The 25,493-nt window shown below is 69.2% G+C and carries 21 protein-coding genes; 5 read left to right on the top strand and 16 right to left on the bottom strand.

Annotated elements, in window-relative coordinates; translation table 11 throughout:
* Positions 1–30: 30 nt before the first annotated feature.
* From mmsB to IG04_RS0128995, 4 genes are all read right to left on the bottom strand, one after another.
* Positions 31–1,245 carry a multiple monosaccharide ABC transporter permease gene (mmsB, locus tag IG04_RS0129010; protein WP_030479911.1) on the bottom strand — a complete coding sequence of 405 codons (1,215 nt, stop codon included), beginning with the start codon at positions 1,243–1,245 and terminating at the stop codon, positions 31–33.
* Positions 1,245–2,747 (bottom strand): multiple monosaccharide ABC transporter ATP-binding protein, encoded by a 1,503-nt coding sequence (mmsA, locus tag IG04_RS0129005; RefSeq protein WP_036016176.1) that lies wholly within the window; start codon positions 2,745–2,747, stop codon positions 1,245–1,247. Before mmsA ends, mmsB begins: the two co-directional genes overlap by 1 nt.
* Positions 2,748–2,773: 26 nt before the next feature.
* Positions 2,774–3,859, bottom strand: coding sequence for a multiple monosaccharide ABC transporter substrate-binding protein (gene chvE / locus IG04_RS0129000; protein WP_030479909.1), 1,086 nt, complete (start codon positions 3,857–3,859; stop codon positions 2,774–2,776).
* Between the two features lie 182 nt (positions 3,860–4,041).
* Positions 4,042–6,618 (bottom strand): glycoside hydrolase family 9 protein, encoded by a 2,577-nt coding sequence (locus IG04_RS0128995; RefSeq protein ID WP_030479908.1) that lies wholly within the window; start codon positions 6,616–6,618, stop codon positions 4,042–4,044.
* 168 nt (positions 6,619–6,786) lie between these two features.
* Here IG04_RS0128995 and IG04_RS45610 point away from each other — a divergent pair, with 168 nt between their 5' ends.
* The gene (locus tag IG04_RS45610; RefSeq protein ID WP_245815966.1) at positions 6,787–7,041 is read left to right on the top strand and encodes a hypothetical protein; all 255 of its coding nucleotides are present in this window, start codon (positions 6,787–6,789) and stop codon (positions 7,039–7,041) included.
* Between the two features lie 3 nt (positions 7,042–7,044).
* Here IG04_RS45610 and IG04_RS0128985 read toward each other — a convergent pair whose 3' ends face one another.
* Positions 7,045–7,644 carry a TetR/AcrR family transcriptional regulator gene (locus IG04_RS0128985; RefSeq protein ID WP_211257835.1) on the bottom strand — a complete coding sequence of 200 codons (600 nt, stop codon included), beginning with the start codon at positions 7,642–7,644 and terminating at the stop codon, positions 7,045–7,047.
* A gap of 86 nt (positions 7,645–7,730) precedes the next feature.
* Between IG04_RS0128985 and IG04_RS0128980 the strand changes: the two genes are divergently transcribed.
* Positions 7,731–8,288, top strand: a complete 558-nt coding sequence (locus IG04_RS0128980; protein WP_030479905.1) for an NAD(P)H-dependent oxidoreductase — start codon at positions 7,731–7,733, stop codon at positions 8,286–8,288.
* A gap of 44 nt (positions 8,289–8,332) precedes the next feature.
* On the opposite strand, the gene IG04_RS0128975 is transcribed toward IG04_RS0128980, so the two are convergent.
* From IG04_RS0128975 to IG04_RS0128940, 8 genes are all read right to left on the bottom strand, one after another.
* Positions 8,333–8,638 carry a hypothetical protein gene (locus tag IG04_RS0128975; protein WP_030479904.1) on the bottom strand — a complete coding sequence of 102 codons (306 nt, stop codon included), beginning with the start codon at positions 8,636–8,638 and terminating at the stop codon, positions 8,333–8,335.
* 145 nt (positions 8,639–8,783) lie between these two features.
* Complete coding sequence (locus IG04_RS0128970) at positions 8,784–9,803, bottom strand: LacI family DNA-binding transcriptional regulator (protein WP_030479903.1); 1,020 nt, start codon at positions 9,801–9,803, stop codon at positions 8,784–8,786.
* A complete protein-coding gene (locus IG04_RS0128965) occupies positions 9,800–11,176 on the bottom strand; it encodes a GH1 family beta-glucosidase (protein ID WP_144065236.1) in 1,377 nt (458 codons plus the stop codon). Before IG04_RS0128965 ends, IG04_RS0128970 begins: the two co-directional genes overlap by 4 nt.
* Positions 11,177–11,178: 2 nt before the next feature.
* Positions 11,179–11,994, bottom strand: coding sequence for a carbohydrate ABC transporter permease (locus IG04_RS0128960; RefSeq protein ID WP_030479901.1), 816 nt, complete (start codon positions 11,992–11,994; stop codon positions 11,179–11,181).
* Positions 11,991–12,950 carry a carbohydrate ABC transporter permease gene (locus IG04_RS0128955; protein WP_030479900.1) on the bottom strand — a complete coding sequence of 320 codons (960 nt, stop codon included), beginning with the start codon at positions 12,948–12,950 and terminating at the stop codon, positions 11,991–11,993. The genes IG04_RS0128960 and IG04_RS0128955 overlap by 4 nt, the downstream gene beginning before the upstream one ends.
* On the bottom strand, positions 12,950–14,230 hold the full coding sequence (locus IG04_RS0128950; protein ID WP_051770891.1) for an ABC transporter substrate-binding protein: 1,281 nt from the start codon (positions 14,228–14,230) through the stop codon (positions 12,950–12,952). Before IG04_RS0128950 ends, IG04_RS0128955 begins: the two co-directional genes overlap by 1 nt.
* A gap of 323 nt (positions 14,231–14,553) precedes the next feature.
* Positions 14,554–15,585 carry a LacI family DNA-binding transcriptional regulator gene (locus IG04_RS0128945; protein ID WP_030479898.1) on the bottom strand — a complete coding sequence of 344 codons (1,032 nt, stop codon included), beginning with the start codon at positions 15,583–15,585 and terminating at the stop codon, positions 14,554–14,556.
* Positions 15,586–15,713: 128 nt separating this feature from the next.
* The gene (locus IG04_RS0128940; protein ID WP_245815968.1) at positions 15,714–18,362 is read right to left on the bottom strand and encodes a glycoside hydrolase family 9 protein; all 2,649 of its coding nucleotides are present in this window, start codon (positions 18,360–18,362) and stop codon (positions 15,714–15,716) included.
* Positions 18,363–18,553: 191 nt separating this feature from the next.
* On the opposite strand from IG04_RS0128940, the gene IG04_RS0128935 reads away from it, so the two are divergent.
* The gene (locus tag IG04_RS0128935; protein WP_030479896.1) at positions 18,554–20,602 is read left to right on the top strand and encodes a cellulase family glycosylhydrolase; all 2,049 of its coding nucleotides are present in this window, start codon (positions 18,554–18,556) and stop codon (positions 20,600–20,602) included.
* Here IG04_RS0128935 and IG04_RS0128930 read toward each other — a convergent pair.
* Complete coding sequence (locus IG04_RS0128930; RefSeq protein WP_030479895.1) at positions 20,586–21,548, bottom strand: alpha/beta hydrolase; 963 nt, start codon at positions 21,546–21,548, stop codon at positions 20,586–20,588. The two genes, IG04_RS0128935 and IG04_RS0128930, sit on opposite strands and share 17 nt — an antisense overlap.
* 98 nt (positions 21,549–21,646) lie before the next feature.
* On the opposite strand from IG04_RS0128930, the gene IG04_RS0128925 reads away from it, so the two are divergent.
* The gene (locus IG04_RS0128925) at positions 21,647–22,636 is read left to right on the top strand and encodes a helix-turn-helix domain-containing protein (protein WP_030479894.1); all 990 of its coding nucleotides are present in this window, start codon (positions 21,647–21,649) and stop codon (positions 22,634–22,636) included.
* 17 nt (positions 22,637–22,653) lie between these two features.
* Positions 22,654–23,445, top strand: coding sequence for a GNAT family N-acetyltransferase (locus IG04_RS0128920; RefSeq protein ID WP_030479893.1), 792 nt, complete (start codon positions 22,654–22,656; stop codon positions 23,443–23,445).
* Positions 23,446–23,605: 160 nt separating this feature from the next.
* Here the strand turns inward: IG04_RS0128920 and IG04_RS0128910 are convergent, their stop codons facing one another.
* Both IG04_RS0128910 and IG04_RS0128905 read right to left on the bottom strand, forming a co-directional pair.
* The gene (locus tag IG04_RS0128910) at positions 23,606–24,553 is read right to left on the bottom strand and encodes an alpha/beta fold hydrolase (protein ID WP_030479892.1); all 948 of its coding nucleotides are present in this window, start codon (positions 24,551–24,553) and stop codon (positions 23,606–23,608) included.
* Between the two features lie 84 nt (positions 24,554–24,637).
* Positions 24,638–25,489, bottom strand: coding sequence for an NAD(+)/NADH kinase (locus IG04_RS0128905; protein ID WP_030479891.1), 852 nt, complete (start codon positions 25,487–25,489; stop codon positions 24,638–24,640).
* Positions 25,490–25,493 lie beyond the last annotated feature (4 nt).

Genomic DNA, 25,493 nt, shown 5'->3' with positions numbered 1-25,493 from the left:
TGTTCGCCTTCCGGGGATGGGTGTGGGACTTCAGGCGCGGCGCTTGGTCCAGACGTCGTAGGCGACCGCCGCGAGCAGGACGAGACCCTTCACGAGCATCACGCGTTCACTGGGCGCGCCGATCAGCGACATGCCGTTGTTGATGACGCCCATGATCAGGCCACCGGTGATGGCGCCGACGACCTTGCCGACACCGCCCTGGACCGCGGCGCCACCGATGAACGCGGCCGCGATGGCGTCCAGCTCGAACGACATGCCCGCCGTCGGGCCCGCCTGGTTGAGCCGGCCGGCGAAGATCACGCCGGCCAGCGCGGCCAGCGCGCCCATGTTGACGAACACCCAGAACGTGACGGCCTTGACCTTCACGCCGGACAGCGTGGCGGCCTGCAGGTTGCCGCCGATCGAGTAGATGTGCCGTCCGAACACGGAGTTGCCGGCCATCAGCGAGTAGCCGAGCGCGAGCGCCGCGAGCAGCACCAGCACCCACGGCAGGTTGCGGAACCGGGCGAGCTGCACCACGACGGCCATCACGACGACGCCGACACCGACGATCTTGAGGACGAACACCGGCATCGGTTCGACGACCTGGCCGTAGCCGAGCCGGGCCGCGCGCTTGCGCCACTGCGACAACGCGAACCCGGCCACGAACGTGAGGCCGGCGAGCAGGCTCACCAGGTCGGCGCCGCCGAGCGGGCCGAGGCCGATGTTGCCGAGGTAGCCGCCCGTGAAGCCGTTCGCCAGCGACCGGATCTCGTCGGGGAACGGCCCGATGCCCTGGTTGCCCAGCGTCGTCAGGGTGAGCGCGCGGAACACCAGCATGCCGGCCAGCGTGACGATGAACGCGGGAATGCCGAAGTAGGCGATCCAGTAGCCCTGCGCCGCGCCGATCATGGCGCCCGACAGCAGGGTCAGCAGTACCGCCACCGGCCACGGCAGTCCCCATTGGACGGTCAGCACCGCGCAGATCGCACCGGTCAGCGCCACCGTCGAGCCGACCGACAGGTCGATGTGCCCGCCGATGATCACCAGGATCATGCCGATCGCGAGGATCAGCACGTAAGAGTTCTGCACGATGATGTTCGAGATGTTCTGCGGCTGCAGCAGAGCGCCGTCGGTCAGCACCGCGAACAGCACGACGATCAGCGCGAACGCGACGTAGATGCCCGACTGCCGCAGGTTGATCGAGAACCGCCGCGACCGCGCGGGCGGGGCAGCGGCGGGAGCGGGCGCGATCTTCGTGGTCATCAGCTCTGTCCTCGCGTCATGTACTTCATCAAGCGTTCCTGCGTGGCCTCTTCGCGGCTGACCTCGCCGGTGATGCGGCCTTCCGACAGCGCGTACACGCGGTCGCACAGGCCGAGTAGCTCCGGCAGCTCCGAGGAGATCACCAGCACCGCACGACCCTGGGCGGCGAGGTCGTTGATGATCGAGTAGATCTCGTACTTCGCGCCGACGTCGATGCCGCGCGTCGGTTCGTCGAGGATCAGCACGTCCGGGTCGGTGAACATCCACTTCGCCAGCACGACCTTCTGCTGGTTGCCGCCGGACAGCGTGCCGGTCGGGGTCGACACGGCGGCGGTCCTGATGCCCATCGACTTCCGGAACCGTTCCGCGACCGTGTACTCCTCGTTCTCGTTCACCCACCCGCGGTTCGCGAGCTTGTCCAGCGCGGCGGCGGAGACGTTGCGCTGCACGTCTTGGATGAGGTTGAGCCCGTACTTCTTGCGGTCCTCGCTCACGTACGCGAGGCCGTGCCGGATAGCGCCGCGCACGGTGCGCGTGTCGATCTCCCGGCCGTGCTTGACCACGCGCCCGGAGATGCCGACGCCGTACGAACGGCCGAAGACGCTCATCGCGAGTTCCGTGCGGCCCGCGCCCATCAGCCCGGCGAGACCGACGATCTCCCCGCGCCGCAACGACAGCGTGGCGTTGTCGACGACCACCCGGTCCGGCTGGGCGGGGCTGTGCACCGTCCAGTCCTCGATGCGCAGCACCTCCTCGCCGATGTCGGGCGTGCGCGGCGGGAACCGGTGTTCGAGGTCGCGGCCGACCATGCCGGAGATGATCCGTTCCTCGCTGAGTCCCTTGGCGGGCAACGTCTCGATGGTCCTGCCGTCGCGCAGCACCGTGACGGTGTCGGCGATCCTGGTGACCTCGCCCAGCTTGTGGGAGATGATCACCGACGTGATGCCCTCGTTCCGCAGGCCGTCGAGCAGGTCCAGCAGGTGCTGCGAGTCGTCGTCGTTCAGGGCGGCCGTCGGCTCGTCCAGGATCAGGAGGCTGACCTCCTTGGACAACGCCTTGGCGATCTCGACGAGCTGCTGCTTGCCGACGCCGAGGTCGTTCACCGGCGTCGTCGGGTTCTCCCGCAGGCCCACGCGGTCGAGCAGCGCCTGGGCCTCGTGGTTGGTGCGGTTCCAGTCGATGAACCCGCGCCGGGACCGTTCGTTGCCCAGGAACAGGTTCTCCGCCACGGAGAGCTGGCCGCACAGCGCCAGCTCCTGGTGGATGATCACGATGCCGCGGCGCTCGCTGTCGCGAATGCCGTCGAACGCGCACGGCTCGCCCTCGAAGAGGATGTCGCCGTCGTACGTGCCGTGCGGGTGCACCCCGGACAGCACCTTCATCAGCGTGGACTTGCCCGCGCCGTTCTCGCCGCAGATCGCGTGGATCTCACCGCGCCGCACGGTCAGCGAGACCTCGTGCAGCGCGGTGACACCCGCGAACCTCTTGGTGATGCCGCGCATCACCAGGATGTCGTCGGACACAGGACCTACCTGAGCTGGTCGGCGGTGTAGTAACCGGAGTCGACCAGCTCTTTCTGGTAGTTCGCCTTGTCCACGGGGACGGGCTGGAGCAGGAACGACGGCACGACCTTGTCGCCGTTGTCGTAGTCCTTGGTGTTGTTGACCTCGGGCTTGCCGCCCTTGAGCACCGCGTCGGCCATCTTCACCGTGACGTCGGCGAGCAGGCGGGTGTCCTTGTGGATCGTGGAGTACTGCTCACCGGCGATGATCGACTTCACCGAGGCGACCTCGGCGTCCTGACCGGTGACGATCGGGTAGGCCTGGCCTGCCGCGCCGTAGCCGCCGCTCTTGAGCGCGGAGAGGATGCCGATCGAGATGCCGTCGTAGGGGGACAGCACGCCGTCGACCTTGGCACCGCCGTAGGTCGAGGTGAGCAGGTCCTCCATGCGCTTCTGCGCGGTCGCCGGGTCCCAGCGCAGGATCGCGACGGTCCTGAAGTCCTTCTGGCCCGACTTCACGACGAGCTTGCCCTGGTCGACGAGCGGCTGGAGCACGGACATGGCGCCGTTGAAGAAGAACGTCGCGTTGTTGTCGTCCGGCGACCCGGCGAACAGCTCGACGTTGAACGGGCCCTCGCCCTTCGTCTTCAGGCCGGCCAGCAGTGAGTTCGCCTGCTCCACGCCGACCTTGAAGTTGTCGAACGTGGCGTAGTAGTCGACGTTCGGGCTCTTGCGGATCAGCCGGTCGTAGGCGATCACGGGGATCTTGGCGTCGGCGGCCTGCTGCAGCTGCGAGGTGATCGCGGTGCCGTCGATCGAGGCGACGATCAGGAGCTTGGCGCCCTTGGTGATCTGGTTCTCGATCTGGTTGGCCTGGGTCGGGATGTCGTTCTCCGCGTACTGGAGGTCGACCTTGTACCCCTTGTCCTCCAGGGCCTTCTTGATGTTGTCGCCGTCGTGGATCCAGCGTTCGGACGACCTCGTCGGCATGGTGACGCCCACCAGCGCACCCTCGCTGGAGGTGGTCTGCTGGTCGACCGTCTTCTGCGCCGAACCACAGGCGGCGAGGGTGACGGCGAGCGCGGTGGTGGCCGCGATCCTGGCAAGCCTCATTGCTTCTCCTCGAAGTCACCGGCAGGCAACAGTGCTGTAGGCGGCGAGTGTTATCGCTAACAACTGGCCCGTCAAGTTTCATCTGGATAACAGCAGGTAGTGCCTGTTAGCGCTCACAGAGGGCCGCAAACGCAGAGCGCCCGCCGCCACCGGAGTGACAGCGGGCGCATCCCTGGGTGCGGTCAGGCGATCTTGCAGGCCTTCCCGTTGATCGTGAAGGCCGTCGGGTCGGTTCCGGTGCCGGAGCCGTTGAATCCGATGTGGACGGACTTGCCCGGCCCGACCTGGCCGTTCCACGGCATGCTGGCCGCCGTCACGTCCCGCCCGGCCTGGCTCCACGTGGCCGACCACCCGGCGGTGACCTTCTGGGTGCCGGGGAACGCGAACCCGAGCTGCCACGACGTCCACGCGGCCGTGCCGGTGTTGGTGATCTTCACCTGCGCCGACAGGCCGTCGGTCCACCGGCCGGCGGTGAAGCCGACCTCGCAGTCCGACTTCGGCGTCGACGTCCCGGACTTCTCCGCCGCCCAGCCCGAGACCCAGGCGAGAGCGGAGTTCCAGTTCACCGCCACCTCGTTGACCGAGTAGGCGCCGATGTCGTCCACCCAGCACTTCTGCTGCGGGCAGCCGGTCAGCAGCCGCTGCGCCACCGGGTCCTGCAGGGCGCTGTTCGGGCCGCCGGACAACGAACCGGGCGGCGCGATCGGCAGGGTCGGGTCGTTCTGGTTGGCCCAGAACCGGTGGTGCGCGTTGCGCATCGCCTGGTCGCCGTAGCCCGCCACGTACGAGGTGCTCAGCGGGTTGCGGCCGAGGACGTAGTGCAGCGCCTCGAACACGCCGTCGCGGTACTTGGCGGCACCGGTGAAGTCGTGGGCGAGCGCGAGCACCTGGGCGTTGTTGAGGACCGCGGAGTTCGAGCCCCAGACGTACCCGTCGGTGCTGTTGTCGTACGGCGCGGCGTAGCCCATTCCCGCCATGGCGGTCAGGTGCTGGTCCGCGACGGTGGCGAACGCGGACTTGATCGCCGTGACGTCCGCCGCCGGCAGGCCGTTGGGTGCCAGGGCGAGCGTGATGTCACCCAGCGGCGCGGTGCCGCCCCAGTAGAAGCCCGCCCTGGTCAGGCCTGCCGCCTTGTAGTGCGGTGAGGCGGCCACGTCGGTCCGGTAGGCGCTGTCACCCGTGGTCGCGTACAGCTCCGACGCGGCCCAGTAGAACTCGTCGCTGACAGTGCTGTCGCTGTAGGCGCCACCGCCGGTGCCGTCGTCCGGGTCGGCGAGCTTGGCCGGGTTCGCCTTGGCCGCCGCGTAGGCCTTGCGAGCCGCCGTGAGCAGCGTGGCGGAGTACGTGGCGTCGATGCCCTTCCACAGCCGGGACGCCTGCGCGGCGACCGCGGCCAGGTTCAGCGTCGCGGCCGTGCTGGTCGCGGACAGCCGGCGCGGCTGGTCGTCCAGTTCGGGACGGGTCGGCAGGGCGGTCCAGTTGGCGTCGTGGATCTTGTGGTGCGCCATGCCGTCCGGTGCCTGCATCTTCAGCAGGAAGTCGACCTCCCAGCGCGCCTCGTCGAGCAGGTCCGGCACGCCGTTGGACTTCTCCGGGATGGCGAGCGTGCCGTCGCGGAACGCCGACGCGTCACCGACGCGGGTGGCCCGCTCGTAGGAGTTGAGCAGCTGCCAGGCCGCGATGCCGCCGTTGACCACGTACTTGCCGTGGTCGCCCGCGTCGTACCAGCCGCCGCGCACGTCGAGCGTGTAGCCGCAGGCGAGGTCGGCCCGGCACGGCACGTTGTCGTCACCTTGGTTGGGCGCGACGTTGATGTGTCCGGCGGGCCGTGAGTACTCGTCCCCGACGTACTGCGCCTCGATCGGGGTTCCGCTGCGCTGGTGGTAGAAGAACGCGAGCGAGTCGTAGCGCAGCCGCTTGATCGGGTCCGCGGAGATGTCGAACGGGAAGCTGCTGTCCTCGCCGACGGACAGCGTGTAGCCGGTGCCGGCCGTGTCGAACGACGAGAAGTCGATCTGGTGCACCGAGTCGCCGGACGTGGCGTCCGCGCCCTTCGGCGTGCTCTGGCCACTGGCCACCGCCGCGCCCGCGGAGTTCTTGAGCGTCCACGTCTGCGGCGTCGCTGCCGTGGAGACGAGGGTCGCGCGCTTGGGCAGGCCCGGCACGTACCCGACCAGGTCGACCTGGACCTTCTTGGCAGGGTTGGGGTTCACGCCACCGGGCGGCTTCACGCCGCCGATCACCGAGACGTTGTCCACGCAGACCGTGTTGTCGGCCGGCTGCCCGCCCAGCTGGAACGCGACCTGACCGTTGCCGGCGTCCGGGAAGTCCAATGTGGACGTGAAGGTGAACGTGAAGCGCTGCTTCGTCGGTGAGAGCGTGAACTGCTGGCTCGCGATCCCGCGGTACGGGCTCACGCTCTCGCCCGCGGCGGCCGTGATCGGCTGCGCTGTCGTAGCGTGGGCGTCGAACGAGAAGGTGTAGGACTCGCCGGTCTCGAACGGGACGCCGTTCTGGCCGATCAGGGCGTCCCACGGGTTCGTGGTGCCGCCGGTGACCGCCGCGCACAACTCGCCGCCGGTGACCCGGTTGGTCACTCCGGCGCCGCTCCACCAGGGATCGGCGGCGCCGCTGTCGAACGTGCCGTTGAGCACGCGTTCGTAGTCCGCCGCCGCAGCGGCACCCGCGGCCTGGAGTGAGCTCGCTGCCAGCACCGCGAGCAGGGTCGCGGCGAGGAGACGTGGGGGTTGCGATCTCATGCTGTGAGGTTCTCCGTCCTCGTCGACGGTCGGTCTGGGAGCGCTCCCAGACCGTAGGCCGAGTTCGCCGACGGCTACAAGCCCCGTTCGTTCACCGGCCTGCTTTCGACGATCGATTCGACTCGAACCACCGGGCGTGACCGCCGAAGGCCCACTGTGGACAGTTGGTTGACCCGCTACATCCCGGCGTTGAGAACGGCGTTGCCGGTCTCCTCACCCGCCTGCGCCGCGTACAGGCGCCGGCCCGCGCGCTCGGGCCGGGCCGCAGTGACCGCGCCCTGTGCGCAGGGTTACCGCCGTGTCTGCGAACGGATCGCCGCGCACGACCTCGCCGGTGCCGCCGAGGCCATGTTCACGCACATCACCGAGGCGTGGCTGGTCCGCCGCAGTGACGTCGGGGATCCCAGCCGCCTGGAGCGCTAGCGGTCAGGCCAGGAGCCGGTCGAGAAGGTCGTGCCACCCGGCTTCCACCCGCGCCAGCGGCATGCCGTGGCCGCGGACCAGGTGGTCGGTCAGCACGACGTCCACCGACGCCAGCAGGGTGTGGGCGAGCAGGTCGGCGTCGGCGCCGGGCAGGAGCGCACGAACCAGCACGGCCACGTGCCGGTGGCGCAACTGCCGGGCCGGGACCGCGAACCGGCGGCTCGGCGACGGTTCGGCCGCCAGGTAGAGCTCGAGGTCGGCGTGCTCGTGGCGCAGCAGGGCCGGGCCGAACGCCCTGAGCCTCGTGGCCGCGTCCGCCTCCGGTCCGAGCGGTGGCGGTCCGCTGAGGAACGCCTCCTGGAACAGGCTTTCCGAACGGTCCAGCAGGGCCTGGATCAGGCCGTTGCGGTCACCGAAGCGCCGCGACACCGTGCCCTTGCCGACCCCGGCCTCCGCGGCGACCGCCTCCATCGTGATCGCCGCCGCGCCCCGCCGTGCCGCCAGCCGGGCGGCGGCCTCCAGCAGCAACGCCCGGTTGCGCACCGCGTCCGCGCGCAGCTGCGGCTCCGCGCCGGCGAGGGTCAGGGATGTGCCGTCGATCACCTGGCCAGCGTATCCGGAAGATAAACGGGCCGCGTCCCGTTTGGCGTGTAGTCGTTCAAGCACACAACGCACCTGGGAGTCACTCCATGGCCGTCCGCATCCTCACGCTCGTCGGCAGCCTCCGCTCGGGGTCGCACAACCGCAGGCTTGCCGAGGCGGCGGTCCAGATCGCGCCTGAGCACGTCGAGGTCGGCCTGTTCGAGGGCCTGGACACCGTGCCGTTCTACAACGAGGACATCGACGCCGAGGGCACCGTGCCCGCCTCCGCCGCCCGGCTGCGGGAGGCCGCCGCCGAGGCGGACGCCCTGCTCCTGGTGTCGCCCGAGTACAACGGCACGATCCCCGCCGTCCTGAAGAACGCCATCGACTGGCTGTCGCGCCCCTACGGCGCGGGCGCCCTGTCCGGCAAGCCGGTCGCTGTCGTGGGTACCGCGTTCGGCCAGTACGGCGGTGTGTGGGCGCAGGACGAGGCCCGCAAGGCCGTCAAGATCGCCGGTGGCGTGGTCGCCGAGGACCTGACGCTCTCGATCCCCTCGTCGGTGGTGCGCTTCGCCGATCTGCACCCGGTCGACGACCCCGAGGTCACCGAGAAGCTGTCCGGGGTGGTCGAAGGCCTCGCCGCTCGCGCCGCCGCCACTGTCTGATCACGAGACGCTGATGTCCCTCGGCTGCGACCCGGTCGAGGGCTTCAGCGCATCGTGACGGCGCGCCAGTGCGCCGAGTCGTCCTGGGTACCGGGGCGGTTCTCCTGGTACCAGTCCATGATGCGCCGCCGCCCGGCGTCCGTGATGTGGTAGCCGAGGTGGTCGCCGACCGGCGCCCAGATCAGCTCGCTCTTCAGGGCGTGCTCGATGGCGTCACGCCGGCACATGCTCTGCAGCAACCACGGCCACACCATCCCCTGCGCGGTCATCCACAACACGCGCAGCACCGCTGTGTCCGGCAGTTCCGGACCGTCGTCCGGTAAATCGTCGAAGAATCGGCCCGCCTGCATCCGCAACCCCCGCTCTCTCCCACTCGCATGTCGTAATACGGCCTGGTCCTGGCTCTGGTTCAGGCCCGGGAGGAATTACTTCCGCTGCGAATGGGTTCGAGTCGATTCGACGCGGGGCGATCGAACCGTTGGTGTGCAAGCACGATCACGCGCTCGCGCGGCGCACCAGCGACGTGGGCAGCAGCATGGACTGCGGCAGCTTCTCCTCACCGGCCAGCTCGGCTAGCAGCCGCCAGGTCAGGGCCCGGCCGAACCCCTCCACGTCCTGCCGCACGGTGGTGAGCGGCGGTACGGCCGTCGCCGCGAGCACGGAGTCGTCGAACCCCACCACCGCCACGTCGTCGGGGATCCGGTAGCCGCGCTCCTGGAGCACCCGCAACGCGCCCAGCGCCATGATGTCCGCCGCCACGAAGACCGCGTCGAGATCGGGTGCCCTGCGCAGCAGCTCCTCCATCGCGAGCGCCCCGCTGTCGGGCGTGAAGTCGCTGTGCACCACGAGTTCCACGGGCATGCCGTGTTCCGCGAGCCCGCATCGCCAGCCGCTCAGGCGGTCTATACCGACCGCCATGTCGAGCGGGCCGGCGATCGTGGCGATCTTCTCCCGGCCCAGCGAGATGAGGAACCGCACGGCCCCCAGCGCGCCGTTGAAGTTGTCGGCGTCGACGAACGGGACGGCGCCGCCCGCGAGCGGACGGCCGCCCACCACGATGGGCAGCCCCGTCTCGTGCAACGTCCTCGGCAACGGGTCGTCGCCGTGCAGGCTCACCACGAGGGCGCCGTCGACGTGCCCGCCGGTGAGGTACGCGACCTGGTCCTCACCGTCGAGCGGCTGGTTCATCATCAGCAGGAGCTGCACGTGCCGCCCGGCGAGCTCGGCGTGCACCCCGCGCAGTACCCCGGCGAAGAACGGGTCGGCGAGCACCCGGCTGCCCTGCTCGGAGATCACCAGCGCGATCGCGTTCGCCTTGCTGCCGGCCAGGGTGCGCGCGGCGTGACTCGGGCTGTACCCGAGCAGCGCTATGGCGCGGTGCACCGCCTGGCGCGACCGCTCGCTCACGTACTTCTCGCCGTTGATCACCCTGGAGACGGTCGACTTCGACACCCCGGCCACGCGCGCGACCTCCTCGATGCGCGGGCCGGGGCGCCGACTCCTGCCTTCTGTCATGAGACGGCTACCAGCGCGTTGTCGCGCGCCACCCTGCTGTACCACCTCGCACTCATCTTCGGCGTGCGGATCTGCGTGTCGTAGTCGACGTGGACGATGCCGAACCGCTTCGCGTACCCCTCTGCCCACTCGAAGTTGTCCAGCAGCGACCAGCAGAAGTAGCCCCGCAGGTCGACGCCCGCCTCGATCGCCGCGTGAGCGGCGCGCAGGTGGGACGCGATGAAACCGGTGCGGTCCACGTCGTCGATCGCACCGGTGCCGGAGAAGTCGTCGCGGAACGCGGCGCCGTTCTCCGTGATGTACAACGGAAGCCGCGGGTAGTCCTGGTGCACCCGCATCAGCACGGCGGTGAGCCCGTCCGGCCTGACCTCCCAGCCCATGTCGGTGATGGGGGCGTCCCGGGCCGGGAACGAGGCGTGCTGCACGCCGACCCACGGCGACGGGCCGGACTCCCCGTTGGGCGTCGAGCTGACGTAGTGCTCGGTGTAGTAGTTGACGCCGAGCATGTCCATCGGTGCCGAGATCACCTCGAGGTCGCCGTCGTGCACGTGCTCGCTGAAGCCGAACGGCTCGAGGTCCGCGACGATGTCGGCCGGATACTCCCCGCGCAGCAACGGATCCAGGAAGATCCGCTGCTGCAGCCCGTCGAGCCTGCGCGCGACGTCGAGGTCCGCCGGGTTGCCGGGGTCCACGGGGATGATCGGGTACATGTTGAGCGTGATGCCCACCTTGGCGTCCGGCTGGGCGGCGCGGATGGTGTCGGCCGCGAGCCCGTGCGCGAGCAGCAGGTGGTGCACGGCCGCGACGGCGGCGGCGGGCTCGGTGCGTCCGGGGGCGTGGATTCCGCCCGCGTAGCCGAGGAACGCCGAGCACCACGGCTCGTTCATCGTCGTCCAGGTTTCGACCCGGTCACCGAGCGCCTCGACGGTGGCGGCCGCGTAGTCGGCGAACCGGAAGGCGGTGTCGCGGTTCGCCCAGCCGCCGGTCTCCTCCAGCTTCTGCGGCAGGTCCCAGTGGTACAGCGTCGGCCACGGCGCGATGTCGTGCGCCAGCAACGAGTCGATCAGCCGCTGGTAGAAGTCGAGCCCCGCCTGGTTGACCTTCCCGCCGTCCGGTCGCACGCGCGGCCAGGCGATCGAGAACCGGTAGGCCTTGAGGCCCAGGTCCGCCATCATGGCGACGTCCTGCTCGAAGCGCCGGTAGTGGTCGGCGGCGGGTTCACCGCAGTCGCCGCCCACCACCTTGCCGGGCTGACGGCAGAACTCGTCCCAGATGGAGTCTGTGCGGCCGTCCACGTCGGTCGCACCTTCCACCTGGAACGCGGCAGTCGCGGCTCCCCACAGAAAACCCTGTGGGAAAACAATGTTCTCCATTTTCACCCCTTGACGGCGCCCTGCATCACACCGGCGACGATCTGCCGCCCGAGCACGAGGAAGACGATGAGCACCGGAACCGTCGCGAGCGTGGTTCCGGCGAGAACGAGCGAGTAGTCGACGTAGTAACCGCTTTGCAGCTTCTCCAGCGCGACCTGCAGCGTCGGGTCGTCGGCGTTGAGCACGACCAACGGCCACAGGAAGTCGTTCCAGGACTGCATGAAAGTGAACACGCCCAGCATCGCGGCGGCCGGCCTGGCGGCGGGCAGGGCGACGTGCCAGAACGCGCGCCACAGACTGCAGCCGTCCATCCGCGCAGCCTCGACGAGTTCGTCCGGGATGGCGTCGAGCAGGTACTGCCGCATCCAGAACACGCCGAACGCGGTGACGAGGTTCGGCACGATCACGGCTTCGAGCCGACCGGCCCAGCCGAACTCGGCCATCGCCATGTACAGCGGGATGATCCCGAGCTGGGTGGGCACTGCCAACGTTGCCACCACGAACAGGAACAGCACGCCCCGGCCGCGGAAGCGCAGCTTGGCGAACGCGAACCCGGCCAGTGTCGAGAGCAGCACCACCGAGAACGTCACGGTGCCGGACACGATGAAGCTGTTGCCCAGCGCCTTCCAGAACGGCACGGTGTCGAACACCCGTGCCGCGTTGGAGAAGAAGTTCCCGCCGGGGATCAGCGTGAAGTCGCCGGTCAGCACCGAGTTGTCCCGGCTGGCGACCAGGAAGGACCAGTAGAACGGGAAGGCGGAGCCGAGCACGAACGCGCCGAGGATTCCGTAGATCGCGAAGGAAGGTCGTTTCATCATCGGACGGCCCTCCTGGTGATGAAGAAGTTGAGGCCGGCGACGGCGATCACGATCAGGAACAGCACCCAGGCGATGGCGGAGGCGTAACCGAGGTCGAGGCCTTGGAACGCCGACTGGTACAGGTAGAGCACGACGGTCTGGTACTGGTGCTCCGTGCCGCCGCCGCTGCCGCCGGACGGCTCGAACAGCTTCGGCTCGGTGAAGATCTGCAGGCCGCCGATGGTCGAGGTGACGATCACGAAGATCAGCGTCGGCTTGAGCATCGGCAGCGTGATGCTGAAGAACCGCCGCAGCGCGCTCGCGCCGTCCACCAGCGCGGCTTCGTAGACGTCACGCGGAATCGCCTGCATGGCGGCGAGGACGATCAGCGCGTTGTAGCCCGTCCACCGCCAGTTCACCATCGACGCGATGGCGACGTGGCTGCCGAACGTGCTGGCCTGCCAGTCGATCGGGTCGATGCCGAGGATGCCGAGCACGTCGTTCACCAGGCCGTACTGCGGGCCGAACAGGTTGCCGAAGATGATCGTCAACGCCACCAGGCTGGCGACGTACGGCAGCAGAACGCCCATCCGCCAGCCCGTGCGGGCCCGCAGGTTCGCGTTCAGCAGGGCCGCGATGACCACGGCGATGACGATCTGCGGGACGCTGGAGAGCACAAAGATGCTGAACGTGTTGAACAGCGCGTTCCAGAACTGGTCGTCCTCGAACAGCGTGCGGTAGTTCTCCACGCCGATGAACGTCGGCTCGTCGGCGCCGACCTCCCAGTCGAACAGGGAGACGTAGGCCGTGTAGAGCAACGGGAACAGCCCGATCGCCCCGAAGAGCACGAAGAATGGTGCGACGAAAAGGTACGGTGAGATCTTGGCGTCCACATTGGACATGCGGTGCCGCCGCGGAGGCCGCGGGCGAGCGTCCTGCGCTCGCCCGCGGTCAACCTTGGAGAGAGTGGCCGTCACTACTTGGCCGCCTTCTTCGCGCCCTCGACGGCGGTCGTCCAGGCTTCATCGGCGTTCTTGCCCTGCTCGACCGACTGCAGTGCCGGGCTGAACACCGTCTCCTGGATCTGGCCGTCGGCCGGACCCTTGTACTGCGCGGCCTTGATCTTCTTGGCCTGCGTGGCGAACAGCTCGCCGGCCTTGACGTTGCCGAAGTAGGCGTTGGTCTGCTCCAGCAGCTCAGGTGCCTCGAGGGCCTTGACCTGGCTGGGGAAGGTGCCCTTGGCCTTGAACGCCTTGATCTGCTGCTCCGGCGCGGTCAGCCAGGCGGCGAGCTCGGCGGCCTTCTTCGCGTTCTTGCTCTGCTTCGGCACGCTCAGGTACGAGCCGCCCCAGTTGCCGCCACCGTTCGGGAACGCGTCGGTGACCGCCCACTTGTCCTTGTTCTCGGGCCCCGCCTGCGTCTCGACCACGCCGAGCATCCACGACGGGCAGGTCTTGGTGGCGAACTTGCCGAGCTTGAAGCCGGTGTTCCACTCGTTGCTGAACGCACCGAGCCGAGCCGACTGTCCCTTGGCGACGGCCGCGGTCACCGCGGTCCAGTTGGACTTGATGGCGGAGTTGGTGTCGACGACCAGCGTGTCGGACTTGTCGTAGTAGCCGGTCTCGAGCTGGTTGTGCATGGCGTTGTAGACCTGCGCGGCGCTGTCGAACCACGCGACGCCCGGAACCTTGGCGACGAACTGGTCACCGGCGGCGAAGTAGCCGTCCCACGTGGCGAAGAGCGCCTTGACGCCCTCGGGGTCGGACGGCAGACCTGCCTGCTCGAACAGGTCCTTGCGGTAGCACATGGCCAGCGGACCGATGTCGGTGCCGTAGCCGATGAGCTTGCCGTCCTTGGTGGTCATCGCCTGGGTCTTCCAGTCCAGCCAGCGCCCGTCCTCGATCTTCGGGCCGATCTCCTTGAGATCGTTGAACTGGGAGGCCTTCGACATCACCTGGCTGAGGTAGCCCTCCTCGACGCCCTCGATGTCCGCGAGGCCGGATCCGGCGCCCAGCTTGGTGAACAGGTTCTGGTGATGCGGCTGACCCTGACCGGTCTTGCGCTGCGTGATCTTGACGTCCGGGTGAGCCGCCTCGTACTCCGCGAACAGCTCTTCATAGCCGAACTCGTTGAACGTGGCGATCGTCAGCTCGGTCTTTCCATCCGCGGTCTGACTGGCCCCACCTGTCCCGCACGCTGTGGTGGCGGCGGCGGACACGGCGGCACAGATCAGCACGCTGATCCAACGGTGTCGCACGGGAGAACTCCTCTGGTCTCGGCGGCGGGTTCTGGGAGCGCTCCCAGACGGGAGGAGTGTCGTCCCGGCTTCGAACGTGTGTCAAGACACACTTCGGGCCGTGCCAGGCACTTTCGGTGCCGGGTGGCGGGGTGACCTCGCTGTTCATGGCTCAGGTCACAGTTTTGAAACCTGGGAGCGCTCCCGGAAAAGTGTCCGATGGGTTAACACTGCGTGCTTCTCCCGGCACACAACGCTTCGAGCGAATGGCGGCAGGACAGGGAACGTGTCACGAAAAAGCCGAAGGACTGCCTTCGGCGGTACGACGTCTGGCAGGTGCCGGATCAGGCGCTCGCGCGGCGCACCAGGGACGTCGGCAGCAGCAGCGAGGGCGGAAGACCCGTGTCGCCCGCCAGCTCACCCAGCAGCCGCCACGTCATCGTGCGGCCGAGCTGCTCGACGTCCTGGCGGACGGTGGTGAGCGGTGGGGTCGCGGTCGACGCGAGCAGGGAGTCGTCGAACCCGACGACCGCCACGTCCTCGGGAACGCGCCTGCCGCGTGCGTGCAGCACCTGCAGTACCCCCAGGGCGATGATGTCGGCGGCGACGAAGACGGCGTCGATGTCGGGGGCCCGGTCGAGCAGCTCCATCATGGCCAGGGCGCCACTCTCCGGCGTGAAGTCGGCCTCCGCCACGAGGTCCGCGGACAGCCTCGCCTCGCCGAGTCCCCGGCGCCAGCCGCTGAGCCGGTCGAGGCCCGCCGCCATGTCGCGCGGGCCCGCCACGGTCGCGATCCTCGTGCGTCCCAGTGAGACCAGGTGCCGCACGGCGTCGAGGCCGCCGGTGAAGTTGTCCGAGTCCACGAACGGGACGGAGCCCGCGGCGAGTGGGCGGCCGCCGACCACCACCGGCAGGCCGAACTCCTGGAGCAGGAGCGGCAGCGGGTCGTCGCCGTGCAGGCTCACCAGCAGTGCGCCGTCGACGTGGCCGCCCGCCAGGTAGGCGAGGAGGTCGTCGTGGTCCTCCGGCCGGCTCAGCATGAGCAGCAGCTGGATGCGCCGCCCGGTCAGCTCCGCGTGCACGCCGCGCAGCACCCCCGCGAAGAACGGGTCACCCAGCACTCTGCTGCCCTGCTCGGAGACGATCAACGCGATGGCGTTCGCCTTGTTGCCCGCGAGGGAGCGGGCCGCCTGGTTCGGGCTGTACTTGAGATGGGTGATCGCCGTGTGCACGGCGTCGCGTGCCTTGGCGCTCACGTACTGCTCGCCGTTGATCACCCTGGAGACCGTCGACTTGGACACTCCGGCCAGCCGGGCGACCTCTTCGATCCGCGGGCCGGGCCGTCGTTGCCGGTCGATCTCCGTCATGTCGCCCATCGTAGGAGTCCGCGACCGTCAGATCGAATGTGACGAAACGCTCGCGTGTCCGGTTCGTGAGAGCGCGACCGCGAATGGGAACGGGGCGGGACGCCTGTGCCGCGCAGAACGTCCCGCCCCGAGGTTCATCAGGGTTCGGTACCCCACGTGAGGGAACCGCCGGTGTGGGCGGTGACCCTGTCGAAATCGGAGAGAGCGTTGCTGACGCGATAGCTGTGGTCGTCGGTCTGGTTGAAAGAGGACCAATCGGACTTCGCTGTCCGCACCTGGATCTCGCCCGTGCTCGCTCCCGCGGCGAGGCTGCCGGAGCTGAACGAGACCTCGACGTACGCGTCGGCGCCCGTGCGCGCGGTGGGGAGCTTGACCACTCTTGCCTGGACGGTGGCGCACCCGATCTGCGCCCAGTCGCACCACACCTGGTACGTCGCCGACGGTGTCTCGCCGGTGAACCAGTACCTGATCGTCGTGGTGGTGAGGCTGACCGGCGCCGTGCCGCGGTTCGTCAGTTGAAGCGTGGCGCCGATCTGGTTCGACGTGGCCGAGCCGGATCCCTTGTGCTGCAACGTGAGTGTGGCGGCGACGCCGGGGAGCGTGCGCGTGGCGACCGGGGTGCTGGCGCCGGACACGTTGCCCGCAGCATCGCGGGCGCGCACCGAGAACGAGTACGGCGTGTCCGGTGTGAGGCCGGTGACCCGCAGGCTGGTCGTGGTCGCCGATCCTGTGACGGTAGTGCCGCTGAGCACGTCGTACCCGGCTACCCCGACGTTGTCGGCCGCGGCGGTCCAGTTCAGCGTGACGCTCGTCGGACCGGCATCGGATGCGGTCAGCCCACTGGGGACCGATGGTGGCTCGCTGTCCTCCACGGCGCCGCCGGGCTCGTTGCCCCACAACGTCTTTCCGTCCTGGCGCAGCGTGATCCGGTCGGTCTGGACGACGGTGTTGCCGCTGCCGAGGCCGGTGTGCGACCAGTCGTTGGCCGGGTCCCACGTGCCCGCGCTGGTGATGCGGAACTGGACCTCCTTGCGGAACGCGGACTGCCCGGCCGGAGCCACACCGGTGCACGGGATCTCCACGTAGTACACCGCGCCGCTGTGCTGCACCGGTGAACTCGGTGTGCCGCACTGGTTGTAGTTCGTGGTGACCGTGATCTGGCCGGGTGTGGTGGCGCCCTCCAGTGTGAAGTAGTAGCGCAGTGTGCCGTTGAACGTCCGCGCCGGCCACGCGCTCTTGTTGAGCACGAACGCCTTGATCTCGGTGAACTGGGCGGCGCTCTGGTTCACCGACGCCTGCACGGTCAGCTCGGGGCCGTCCGGAGTCTCCGCCGCGGGGAAGGAGGCGAGTGGAGTGCCGCCGAACTCCCCGTACAGGCGGGCGAGCGCGCCGGTGAAGCCCGCGTTGTAGTCGAGCGCGACCTCGTTCATCACGTAGTCGCTGCGGCTGTCGGTGTAGGCGTCGTTGTTGGTGCTGGGACCGCCGACCAGCGCGCCGTAGAGCACGTGCCGGCTGACGGCGGGCTCCTGGATGCTGTCGGCCCACGAACCGTGCGCGCCCCGGTGGTGCGGGTTGCGTGGCGGGTTGGTGCCGAACCCGACGACGTAACTCGCGTTGCGCGGGTTGTCGCCCAGGGCGTAGTTGATCTGCCGTACGCCGAAGTCGTGGTAGGTCCTGGCGCGCGCACTGTCGCGTGTGGACAGCCAGTCCGAGTAGGTCAGCGCGGCGAACGCGGTGTTGGCGGCGTAGCGCAGCGAACCCCAGCTGTCGAGCACCGCCTGACCGCCGGGGGAGTAGCGCACCCGGTTGCCGTTGTAGCCGGTGGTCCAGAAGTCCAGCCAGCGGTTGGCGTCGGTGACGTAGGTCTGCTCACCGGTCAGCTTCGCCATCAGGACGTAGGCGCCGTAGGACTTGTCGTCCCAGGCGATGGTCCACTTGTAGGAGCGTTCCGCGCTCTGCGGCTCGGTGCCCAGCTTCTGGTACTCCGCCTTCGCCTTCGTCAGGTAGCTCGCGTCACCGGTGGCGCGGTGCAGCCAGATCGCGCCCCAGACGAGCTCGTCCTGGTAGCCGCTCCAGGAGTTGTAGAAGCTCGCGGCGTCCGTGATGCACGAGCTGTACTTGCCGCGATAGGTGTCCGCGAACGTGTAGAGCTGCTTGGCGTGTGTGAGGAGAGTGGCCGCGTAGGCAGGGTCGGTGTCCTTGAAGACCATCGAGGCCGACGCCATCGCCGCCGCGTACTCGCCGGCGAGGTCGGAGCCGGGACACGAACTGTCCACTTTGTACGACGGACGGGCCATCGGCATGACCTCCGCCGATCCCCACCACGCGTGGTCGGGGTTGCCCGCGCCGACCTGCCCGTAGACGACGTTCGGGGACGGGTGCGCCTTGATGATCCAGTCCGTGCCGTGCCGCAGGTTCGCCATGAGGTGCGGGAGCTGACCGGAGCCTGCGTAGGCGGCCCGGTTCTCGACGGCACCCCAGGCGAGCATCGACACGCTGAACGCGAAGGGCAACCCGAACTTCACGTGGTCGCCGGCGTCGTAGAAGCCGCCGGACAGGTCGAGGCCGGCGTCGGAGCCGTCGCGCAGTGCCGAGTCCCCGCGCCAGCTCACGCGGTTGCCGGCGGGCAGCTTTCCCGAACGCTGGGCGTCGTAGAACCAGACGGACTTCTGCAGCGCCTCGCCGTAGTTGAACGCCGGTGCGGCCGTCGATGGTGACACCAGCGGACCGGCCACCACCACGAGCACCGCGGCGAGGATGGCTGTCAGAGCTCTGCGTCCGTGCACGTCAGCCTCCGATGACAGGAGTTCGGGCGAATCTGGGAGCGCTCCCAGATCGGGACTGTAACGGTCATGAAAGCGCTGCGACAGAGGCGTTTCCGCGTTCGACGTCGATTCGACGGACCGTCTGTCCGCCTCGATCGCGGCTGACTACAGTCCGGCCACCTGGGAACGCTCCCAGATTCGGGAGGTGTGTCATGACCGGAAGGCGCGGCTTCGCGCTCACGGCGGCTTTCGTCTCGGTGGCCGCGAGCATCGGTCTGGCGGTCGTGGCTCCTGCCGCGGCGGCGCCGGGCTGCAAGGTGGACTACGCGGTGCCGAGTCAGTGGAACGGCGGATTCACCGCGAACGTGTCCATCAGGAACCTCGGTGAGCGCGTCGACGGCTGGCGCCTGACCTGGACGTGGCCGTCCGGCCAGCGGGTGACCCAGGCCTGGAACGCCACCGTCACGTCGTCCGGCGCCGACACCACCGCCGTCAACGCCGGCTACAACGCGGTGATCGAGCCCAACGCCTCGGTGTCCTTCGGCTTCAACGGCAGCTGGTCCGGCACCAACACGGCGCCGCGGTCGTTCGCCCTCAACGGGGTCACGTGCACCGGCGAACCGGGCACGCCCCCGACCACGACGACCACGACGACCACCACCGGGAACCCGGCGCCGGGCGACGCGATGGCGCAGGTGGCGGCGATGCAGCCGGGGTGGAACCTCGGCAACACGCTGGACTCCACCGGGAGCGACGAGACGTCCTGGGGCAACCCGCGCGTCACGGAAGCCTTGCTGGACAACGTGAAGGCACAGGGCTTCAAGAGCATCCGCATCCCCGTCACGTGGGGCCAGCACCAGGCCCAGGACCACGTGATCGAGGCGGCGTACCTGAACCGCGTCAAGGAGGTCGTCGGCTGGGCGCTGGCGGACGGCTTCCACGTCATGATCAACATTCACCACGACTCGTGGCAGTGGATCGCGGCCATGCCGTCGAACCGGACCGGCGTGCTCACCCGCTACAACGCGATCTGGACGCAGCTGGCCACCGCTTTCCGGGACTCGCCGGGCAAGCTCGTGTTCGAGAGCGTGAACGAGCCGCAGTTCACCGGCAGCTCGGGTGACGCCCAGAACGCACAGCTGCTGCACGAGCTGAACTCGTCCTTCCGCGACATCGTGCGGCGCTCCGGCGGCAACAACGCGAACCGCCTCCTGGTGCTGCCCACCCTGCACACCTCGTCCGACCAGGCACGCCTCGACGAGCTGGCGACGTCGATCAGCGGCTTCGGCGACGCGAACCTGGTCGCGACCGTGCACTACTACGGCTACTGGCCGTTCAGCGTGAACGTGGCCGGTGGCACGCGGTACGACGCGACCGCGCAGAAGGACCTGACCGACTCGTTCGACCGCGTGTACAACACCTTCGTCGCGCGCGGCGTCCCGGTGATCCTCGGCGAGTACGGACTGCTCGGGTTCGACCGCCACACCGGCACGATCGAGCAGGGCGAGAAGCTGAAGTTCTTCGAGCACTTCGGTTACTACGCGCGCACCAAGAAGATCACCACGATGCTGTGGGACAACGGCCAGCACCTCGGCCGCACGTCCTTGCAGTGGAGCGATGCCGAACTGGCCGCGCAGATCAAGTCGAGCTGGACCACCCGCTCCGGCACGGCCTCGTCCGACCAGGTGTTCAGCGCCCGGTCGAGCGCCGTCACTGCCAAGACGATCACGTTGAACACCAACGGAACCACGTTCACCGGCCTGCGTCAGGGCACGGCGGAACTGGTGCGGGGCACCGACTACACGACCTCGGGCGACCAGCTCACCCTGACCGCCGCGGCGATGACCAGGCTGAGTGGATCACGTGGCTACGGCACGAACGCCGTACTCACGGCCCACTTCTCGGCGGGTGTGCCGTGGCGGGTCAACCTGATCACCCACGACACGCCCGTGCTGTCCGCCGCGACCGGCACCACCGGCTCGTTCGCGATCCCGACGACCTTCCGCGGCGACCTGCTCGCCACGATGGAGGCGAAGTACGCCGACGGGTCGAACGCCGGACCGCACAACTGGACCTCCTTCAAGGAGTTCGACCGGACGTTCGCGCCGAACTACACCACCGGCGTGACGACGCTGACCCCGGAGTTCTTCGCCGAGGTCAACGACAACGCGCGGGTGACGCTGACGTTCCACTACTGGAGTGGCGCCACCGTCACCTACTACGTCATCAGGTCCGGCAGCTCGGTCACTGGGAGCCTGTGACCTTCAAACCGCGGCGCAACGCGTCCACCTCGTCGGCGAACATCCGGCGTGAGATCTCCGCGCTCTCGACGAGCGAGGAACCGTGGAACGTGGCGGGGTACAGGCGCAGCTCGGTCGGTACACCCGCGTGCGCGAGCCGTCGCGCGTACTCGACGCCTTCGTCGCGCAGCGGGTCGTACTGGCAGGTCGTGACGAACGTGGGCGGGAGCCCGGACAGGTCGGTGGCACGGGCCGGGGCGGCGTACGGCGAGACGTCGTCGCCGCCCGGTTCGGTGCCCAGGTAGGCGGTCCAGCTGTAGATCGCGTTGGGGCGGTTCCACAGCGGGGTGTCGACGTAGTCCCGCATGGACTCGGTGTCGAGCCGGTCGTCCAACTCGGGGATGCCGAGGAGCTGGAAGGTGAGCTCGGGACCGCCGCGATCGCGCGCGAGCAGCACGGTCCCGGCGGTGAGCCCGCCACCCGCGCTCTCGCCGCCGATGCCGAGCCGTGCGGGATCGATGCCGAGCTCATCAGCCTTGGCCGCCGTCCACTGCAGCGCCGCGTAGCAGTCCTCGACCGGCGCCGGAAACGGGTGCTCGGGAGCAAGCCGGTAGTCGACCGACACGACCACGATGTCCAGCTGGTCCACGAGCTTCAGCACGTGTGCCTCGAACATCTCGACGCTGCCGACGATGAACCCGCCACCGTGGATGTAGACCAGGCCGGGCACGGGGTTCTCGCGGCCGGCCCGGCCGTAGACGCGCACCCGCACGTCCGGGGCGCCGGAGGGACCGGGAACCGTCTCGTCGCGGACGTCGATCGGGTTGGCCGGCTCGTACGCCGGGACGAGGTTCGCCAGCTCCGACTGCTGGGTGCGCGCGGCGACCAGTGCCTCGTGGTCGGTCAGGGTCACCTGCGGCAGCATGTCGAGCCAGGGCAGCAGTTCGGGATCCAGGTCGTAGCTCATGGGATCAATCCTCGGCTCGGAACGTCGGTGCGGGCAGCCGACACGTGGCGGGCGATTCGGCCACTCGGCCAGCCACCTGTCGGGGCTATGGTGACGGGATGAAGGGCCTGCTGCTGAGGTTGTCCGGGCTGGACGCCGACGCCGAGAGCGCGGTGAAGGTGATCGGGTTCTTCGATCGCCTGATCACCGGGCGCGCGGGCCTGGACGCGTTGGTGCGCAGCACCTCCGAACTCGCCGGGTGCCCGGTCGGCCTGCACGCCCCCGGCCAGGGCCTCCTGCTGTGCGCCGATGCCGGGGGCGCCGTCACGGCAGGCCCGGTGCCCGCGAAGGCATCAGTCCGCGCGCTCGAAGGCGGCGTGGAGGTCTGGGTCGCCCGGCAGGGCGCGCCCGCGCCGCTGGACGACATGCTGCTGGAACGGTTCGCGATCGCCGCCGCCGTGCTGCTCGAGCACTCCAGCGTGCCCCTGCCGGAACTGGGCGATCCGGCGCTGATCGAGCTCGTCCTGTCCGACGGCGCCGGTACGGCGGAACGTTCTCGCGCGCTGCACCTGCTCGGCATCGCAGCCACAGCGCCGTTGCGCGTGCTGGCGGCCACCACAGAGGTTCCCGGACGGTCGGTGCTGGTGGGCACCGTGCGTGCGGTGCTGACCACCGAGGTCCCGGAGACGGCCGGACGGCTCGGTGTCGGCCCGTCGCTGCCCGCGATCGACGCGGCCAGGTCCTGGCAGGCCGCGCGGACGGCGTTGCGGTACACATCGGACGGTGAGCCGGTCGTGTGGTGGGAAAGGCTTGGCGGCCTTGCGCTTCTGGCCGAGCAGGTCGGCCTCGCGGACATCGGGGCGCTACCTGACGTGCGCGCGCTGGACCGGCTGGCCGCGGAACCGGGCATGATCACGATGCTGGACGCGTTGTGCGCCACGGGTTCGGTGCGCAAGGCCGCGGCAGCGTTGCACCGGCACCACAGCACGATGCCCGCACGGCTCGCCCGCGCCGAGTCGGTGCTCGGGTTCGAGCTCGACTCGGCCGGCCGGTTCCGGCTGCAGCTGGCGTTGATGCTGCGGCGGCTGCGGGAGAACGCCGCTGACTAGGCCCTAGGCTTGCGAGCATGATCGATTCGACCGAAGCGCTGGAGTCCGTGGAACAGCTCACCGTCGGATGGCGCGCCATGGTGCTGGACCGGGATCCGAACGCCGACGTGCGTGATCTCCTCGGCATCGCGGTGCGGTGGGCGGACTGCAGGTTCCCCTTCTGGAACTGCGTGACGCTCACCGAGTCCGGCATCGGCGCCGACCTGCTCGCACAGCGCTTCGCCGAAGCCGCCGACGTCATGCGTACGAAGCAGAACTTCGGCTTCCTGTGGGTGTTCGAGGGCCTGGCGGAGGGTGCCGACCTCGACGCGCTGGCCGGCCGTGCCGGGTTCGAGTACGCGTTTCCCGGCACCGGGATGGCGGGCGACCTGCTGCCGATCCCCGAGCCCGCGCACCCGGAGCTGACGTTCGAGCGGGTGACGACCGACGACCAGCTGCTGGCGTACGCGGACATCAACTCCCGTGCGTACGGGTTCGATCTGGAGGCCGGCCGTGACGGCATCGCCGGTTCGGCGCTGTGGAAGAGCGGGGTGCACGCGTACCTGGGCCTCAGGGACGGTGTGCCGGTGACGTGCGCGGGAGCGGTCGAGACGGCCGGGCGGCTGTTCGTGGTGCTGGTGGCGACCGAGCCCGGATCTGAGCGCCGGGGATATGGCGAGGCGGTGACGCGCAAGGCGTTGCACGAAGCGTGGCGGGCGACCGGGATCACCCGTGCCACGCTGCACGCCACGGCCGCCGGAGCACCGGTCTATCCCCGGATCGGGTTCGAGCCGAACGCGCCGATCCGCTTCTACGCGCTGAAGAACTAGTCGCTGACAGGCGCGACAACCCGGCACGTCGGTGTCGAGCACGGCGTCGTGCTCACGCAGGTGGGCGTGCCGTTCAGCTTCCAGCTCATCATGGGCCTGGGCGCCGCGACCGCGCTGCCGGCAGTCGTGATCGCGGCGTTCATCCCCTCGGCACGTCCGGTCAGCTGAAGAACCGCGTGATCTCGCGGGCGACGGTGTCCGGCTGCTCCTCGGCGAGCCAGTGGCCGGACCCGTCGACGCGCACGACCTCGAACTGGTTCGCGACGTTCGGCAGCGCGCCCAGGAACTGGTCGTAGGACGAGATCGAGGCCAGGCCGAGCACCGGCGGGGTCAGCTTGGCGTAGGTCCTGCCGTCCGCGATGTCCTGGTGGAACGCCTGGTACCAGCCGTTGCTCGCGCGGATGGCCTCCGGCGAGTTGTAGTTCTGCGCGTAGATCCGCCGTGAGCGCTCGTCGATGGCGGACGGCGTGAACGCGGTGTTCGCGAACAGCCAGTCGAGCAGATACCGGAACCGGCCGGCCAGCAGCTGCTCGGGCAGGCCCATGACCTGGTTGAACGCGAACCACCACAGGCTGAATCCGCCCGGCGGGGGCAGCAGCGGGATCTGGTAGAAGCTCTCGTCGGGATGCAGCACGTCCATGAACGCGACCTTCTTGGTCGCGGCGGGGAAGTTGGCCGCGAAGGAGAACGCGACCATGCTGCCCAGGTCGTGGCCGACGACGTTGACCTGGTCGTACCCGAGCTTCTTGACGAGCTCGTGGATGTCGGTCGCCATCGTCTTCTTGTCGAACCCGCCCTGAGGCTTTTCCGAACCGCCCTGGCCGCGCATGTCCACCGCGATGACGCGGAACTTCGTCGCGAGCGCGGGCATGATCTTGTTGTACAGCCACCAGGTCTGCGGCCACCCCGGCAGCAGGAGCAGCGGTTCGCCCCGCCCGCCGGTGACGTAGTGCAGGCGTACCCCGTTGACCTGCGCGTAGTTGTGCTTGAAGCCGGGGAGGTTCGGCTCGGGTGCCGTCCTCCCGGCGTCGGCACCGGCGGTCCCGGTGCCCGCGGCGAGCGCGGCGCCCGCACCCAGCGCGAACACCCTGCGCCTGTTCAGCTCCATGTCCCTTGCCCCCATCCGTTGCTCGGCGCGGACATCCGAACAAGCGGCGCTTGAGCACGGGTGGAGGTCGGGGGACGAGGTGGGTCAGCCCAGTTCGGCGGAGTCGGTGAGCCGCAGCTTGCGCCGTGCCCGCTGGTAGAACGTCGTCATCCCGAGCCGGACCACGCGGGCGGCACCGGCACGGCCGCGCAACGACACCCGCTGACCCGGCTCGACGTAGCCCGCGACCATGCCGTCCACCTCCACGGCCAGGCGGCCGCTGGACGGCAGCAGGTCGAGGTCGACCTCGTCGTTCACCGACAGCACCACACCCCGGCTGTAGGCGGAGTGCGGGGCGGCCGGGGTGACGAGCAACGCCTCGACGGACGGGCTGGTGATCGGGCCGCCCGCCGAGAAGCTGTAGGCGGTGGAACCGGTCGGGGTGGCGACGATGACGGCGTCGGCGGCGTAGCTGACGAACGGCTGGCCGGCCACCCGGACTGCGACGCGGGCGTTGCCCTCGCCGGGGATGCGGACCACGGCGACGTCGTTGAACGCGGTGACCTTTTGGTCGTTGAAGCGCGCGTCGACGGCGAGGCGGGGTTCGACGGTGAACTCGTGGGCGTCGATGGCGCTCAGGGCGGCGGGCAGGTCCGGGACGTCGACCTCGGCCAGAAAGCCGAGTTTGCCCAGGTTGACGCCGAGGACAGGGGCCCGTTCGCCGTCGGCCATGCGCATGGCGCGCAGCATCGTGCCGTCGCCGCCCAGGCTCACCAGCAGGTCGGCGCGGCGGCCCAGTTCCTCGGCCGAGACCGGGGTCGCCTCGCAGCGCAGGCGCTGGATCTCGTCGGAGATGCCGAGGATCTCGACACCGCGCTTGGTCGCCCAGCCGAGGATGGCCTCGACGGCGGCGGCGGAGTCTCGTCGCGGGTGCAGCACCAGGCCGGCGGCGTGCACGTCA

It is taken from the genome of Lentzea albidocapillata (assembly GCF_000719115.1).
In the GTDB taxonomy this organism is placed as follows: Bacteria; Actinomycetota; Actinomycetes; order Mycobacteriales; family Pseudonocardiaceae; genus Lentzea; species Lentzea albidocapillata.
Note: the sequence above shows the minus strand (reverse complement) of the source record. Positions and strands in the feature narration are given on the sequence as shown.

Bases quoted from the DNA above. Each gene is read 5' to 3' on its own strand.
- IG04_RS0128960 (WP_030479901.1), bottom strand. From the start codon at position 11,994: ATGATGAAACGACCTTCCTTCGCGATCTACGGAATCCTCGGCGCGTTC.
- IG04_RS0128970 (WP_030479903.1), bottom strand. From the start codon at position 9,803: ATGACAGAAGGCAGGAGTCGGCGCCCCGGCCCGCGCATCGAGGAGGTC.
- mmsA (WP_036016176.1), bottom strand. From the start codon at position 2,747: ATGCGCGGCATCACCAAGAGGTTCGCGGGTGTCACCGCGCTGCACGAG.
- IG04_RS0128975 (WP_030479904.1), bottom strand. From the start codon at position 8,638: ATGCAGGCGGGCCGATTCTTCGACGATTTACCGGACGACGGTCCGGAA.
- chvE (WP_030479909.1), bottom strand. From the start codon at position 3,859: ATGAGGCTTGCCAGGATCGCGGCCACCACCGCGCTCGCCGTCACCCTC.
- IG04_RS0128925 (WP_030479894.1), top strand. From the start codon at position 21,647: ATGAAGGGCCTGCTGCTGAGGTTGTCCGGGCTGGACGCCGACGCCGAG.
- IG04_RS0128965 (WP_144065236.1), bottom strand. From the start codon at position 11,176: ATGGAGAACATTGTTTTCCCACAGGGTTTTCTGTGGGGAGCCGCGACT.
- IG04_RS0128935 (WP_030479896.1), top strand. From the start codon at position 18,554: ATGACCGGAAGGCGCGGCTTCGCGCTCACGGCGGCTTTCGTCTCGGTG.
- IG04_RS0128930 (WP_030479895.1), bottom strand. From the start codon at position 21,548: ATGAGCTACGACCTGGATCCCGAACTGCTGCCCTGGCTCGACATGCTG.
- IG04_RS0128910 (WP_030479892.1), bottom strand. From the start codon at position 24,553: ATGGAGCTGAACAGGCGCAGGGTGTTCGCGCTGGGTGCGGGCGCCGCG.
- mmsB (WP_030479911.1), bottom strand. From the start codon at position 1,245: ATGACCACGAAGATCGCGCCCGCTCCCGCCGCTGCCCCGCCCGCGCGG.
- IG04_RS0128920 (WP_030479893.1), top strand. From the start codon at position 22,654: ATGATCGATTCGACCGAAGCGCTGGAGTCCGTGGAACAGCTCACCGTC.
- IG04_RS0128945 (WP_030479898.1), bottom strand. From the start codon at position 15,585: ATGGGCGACATGACGGAGATCGACCGGCAACGACGGCCCGGCCCGCGG.
- IG04_RS0128980 (WP_030479905.1), top strand. From the start codon at position 7,731: ATGGCCGTCCGCATCCTCACGCTCGTCGGCAGCCTCCGCTCGGGGTCG.
- IG04_RS0128995 (WP_030479908.1), bottom strand. From the start codon at position 6,618: ATGAGATCGCAACCCCCACGTCTCCTCGCCGCGACCCTGCTCGCGGTG.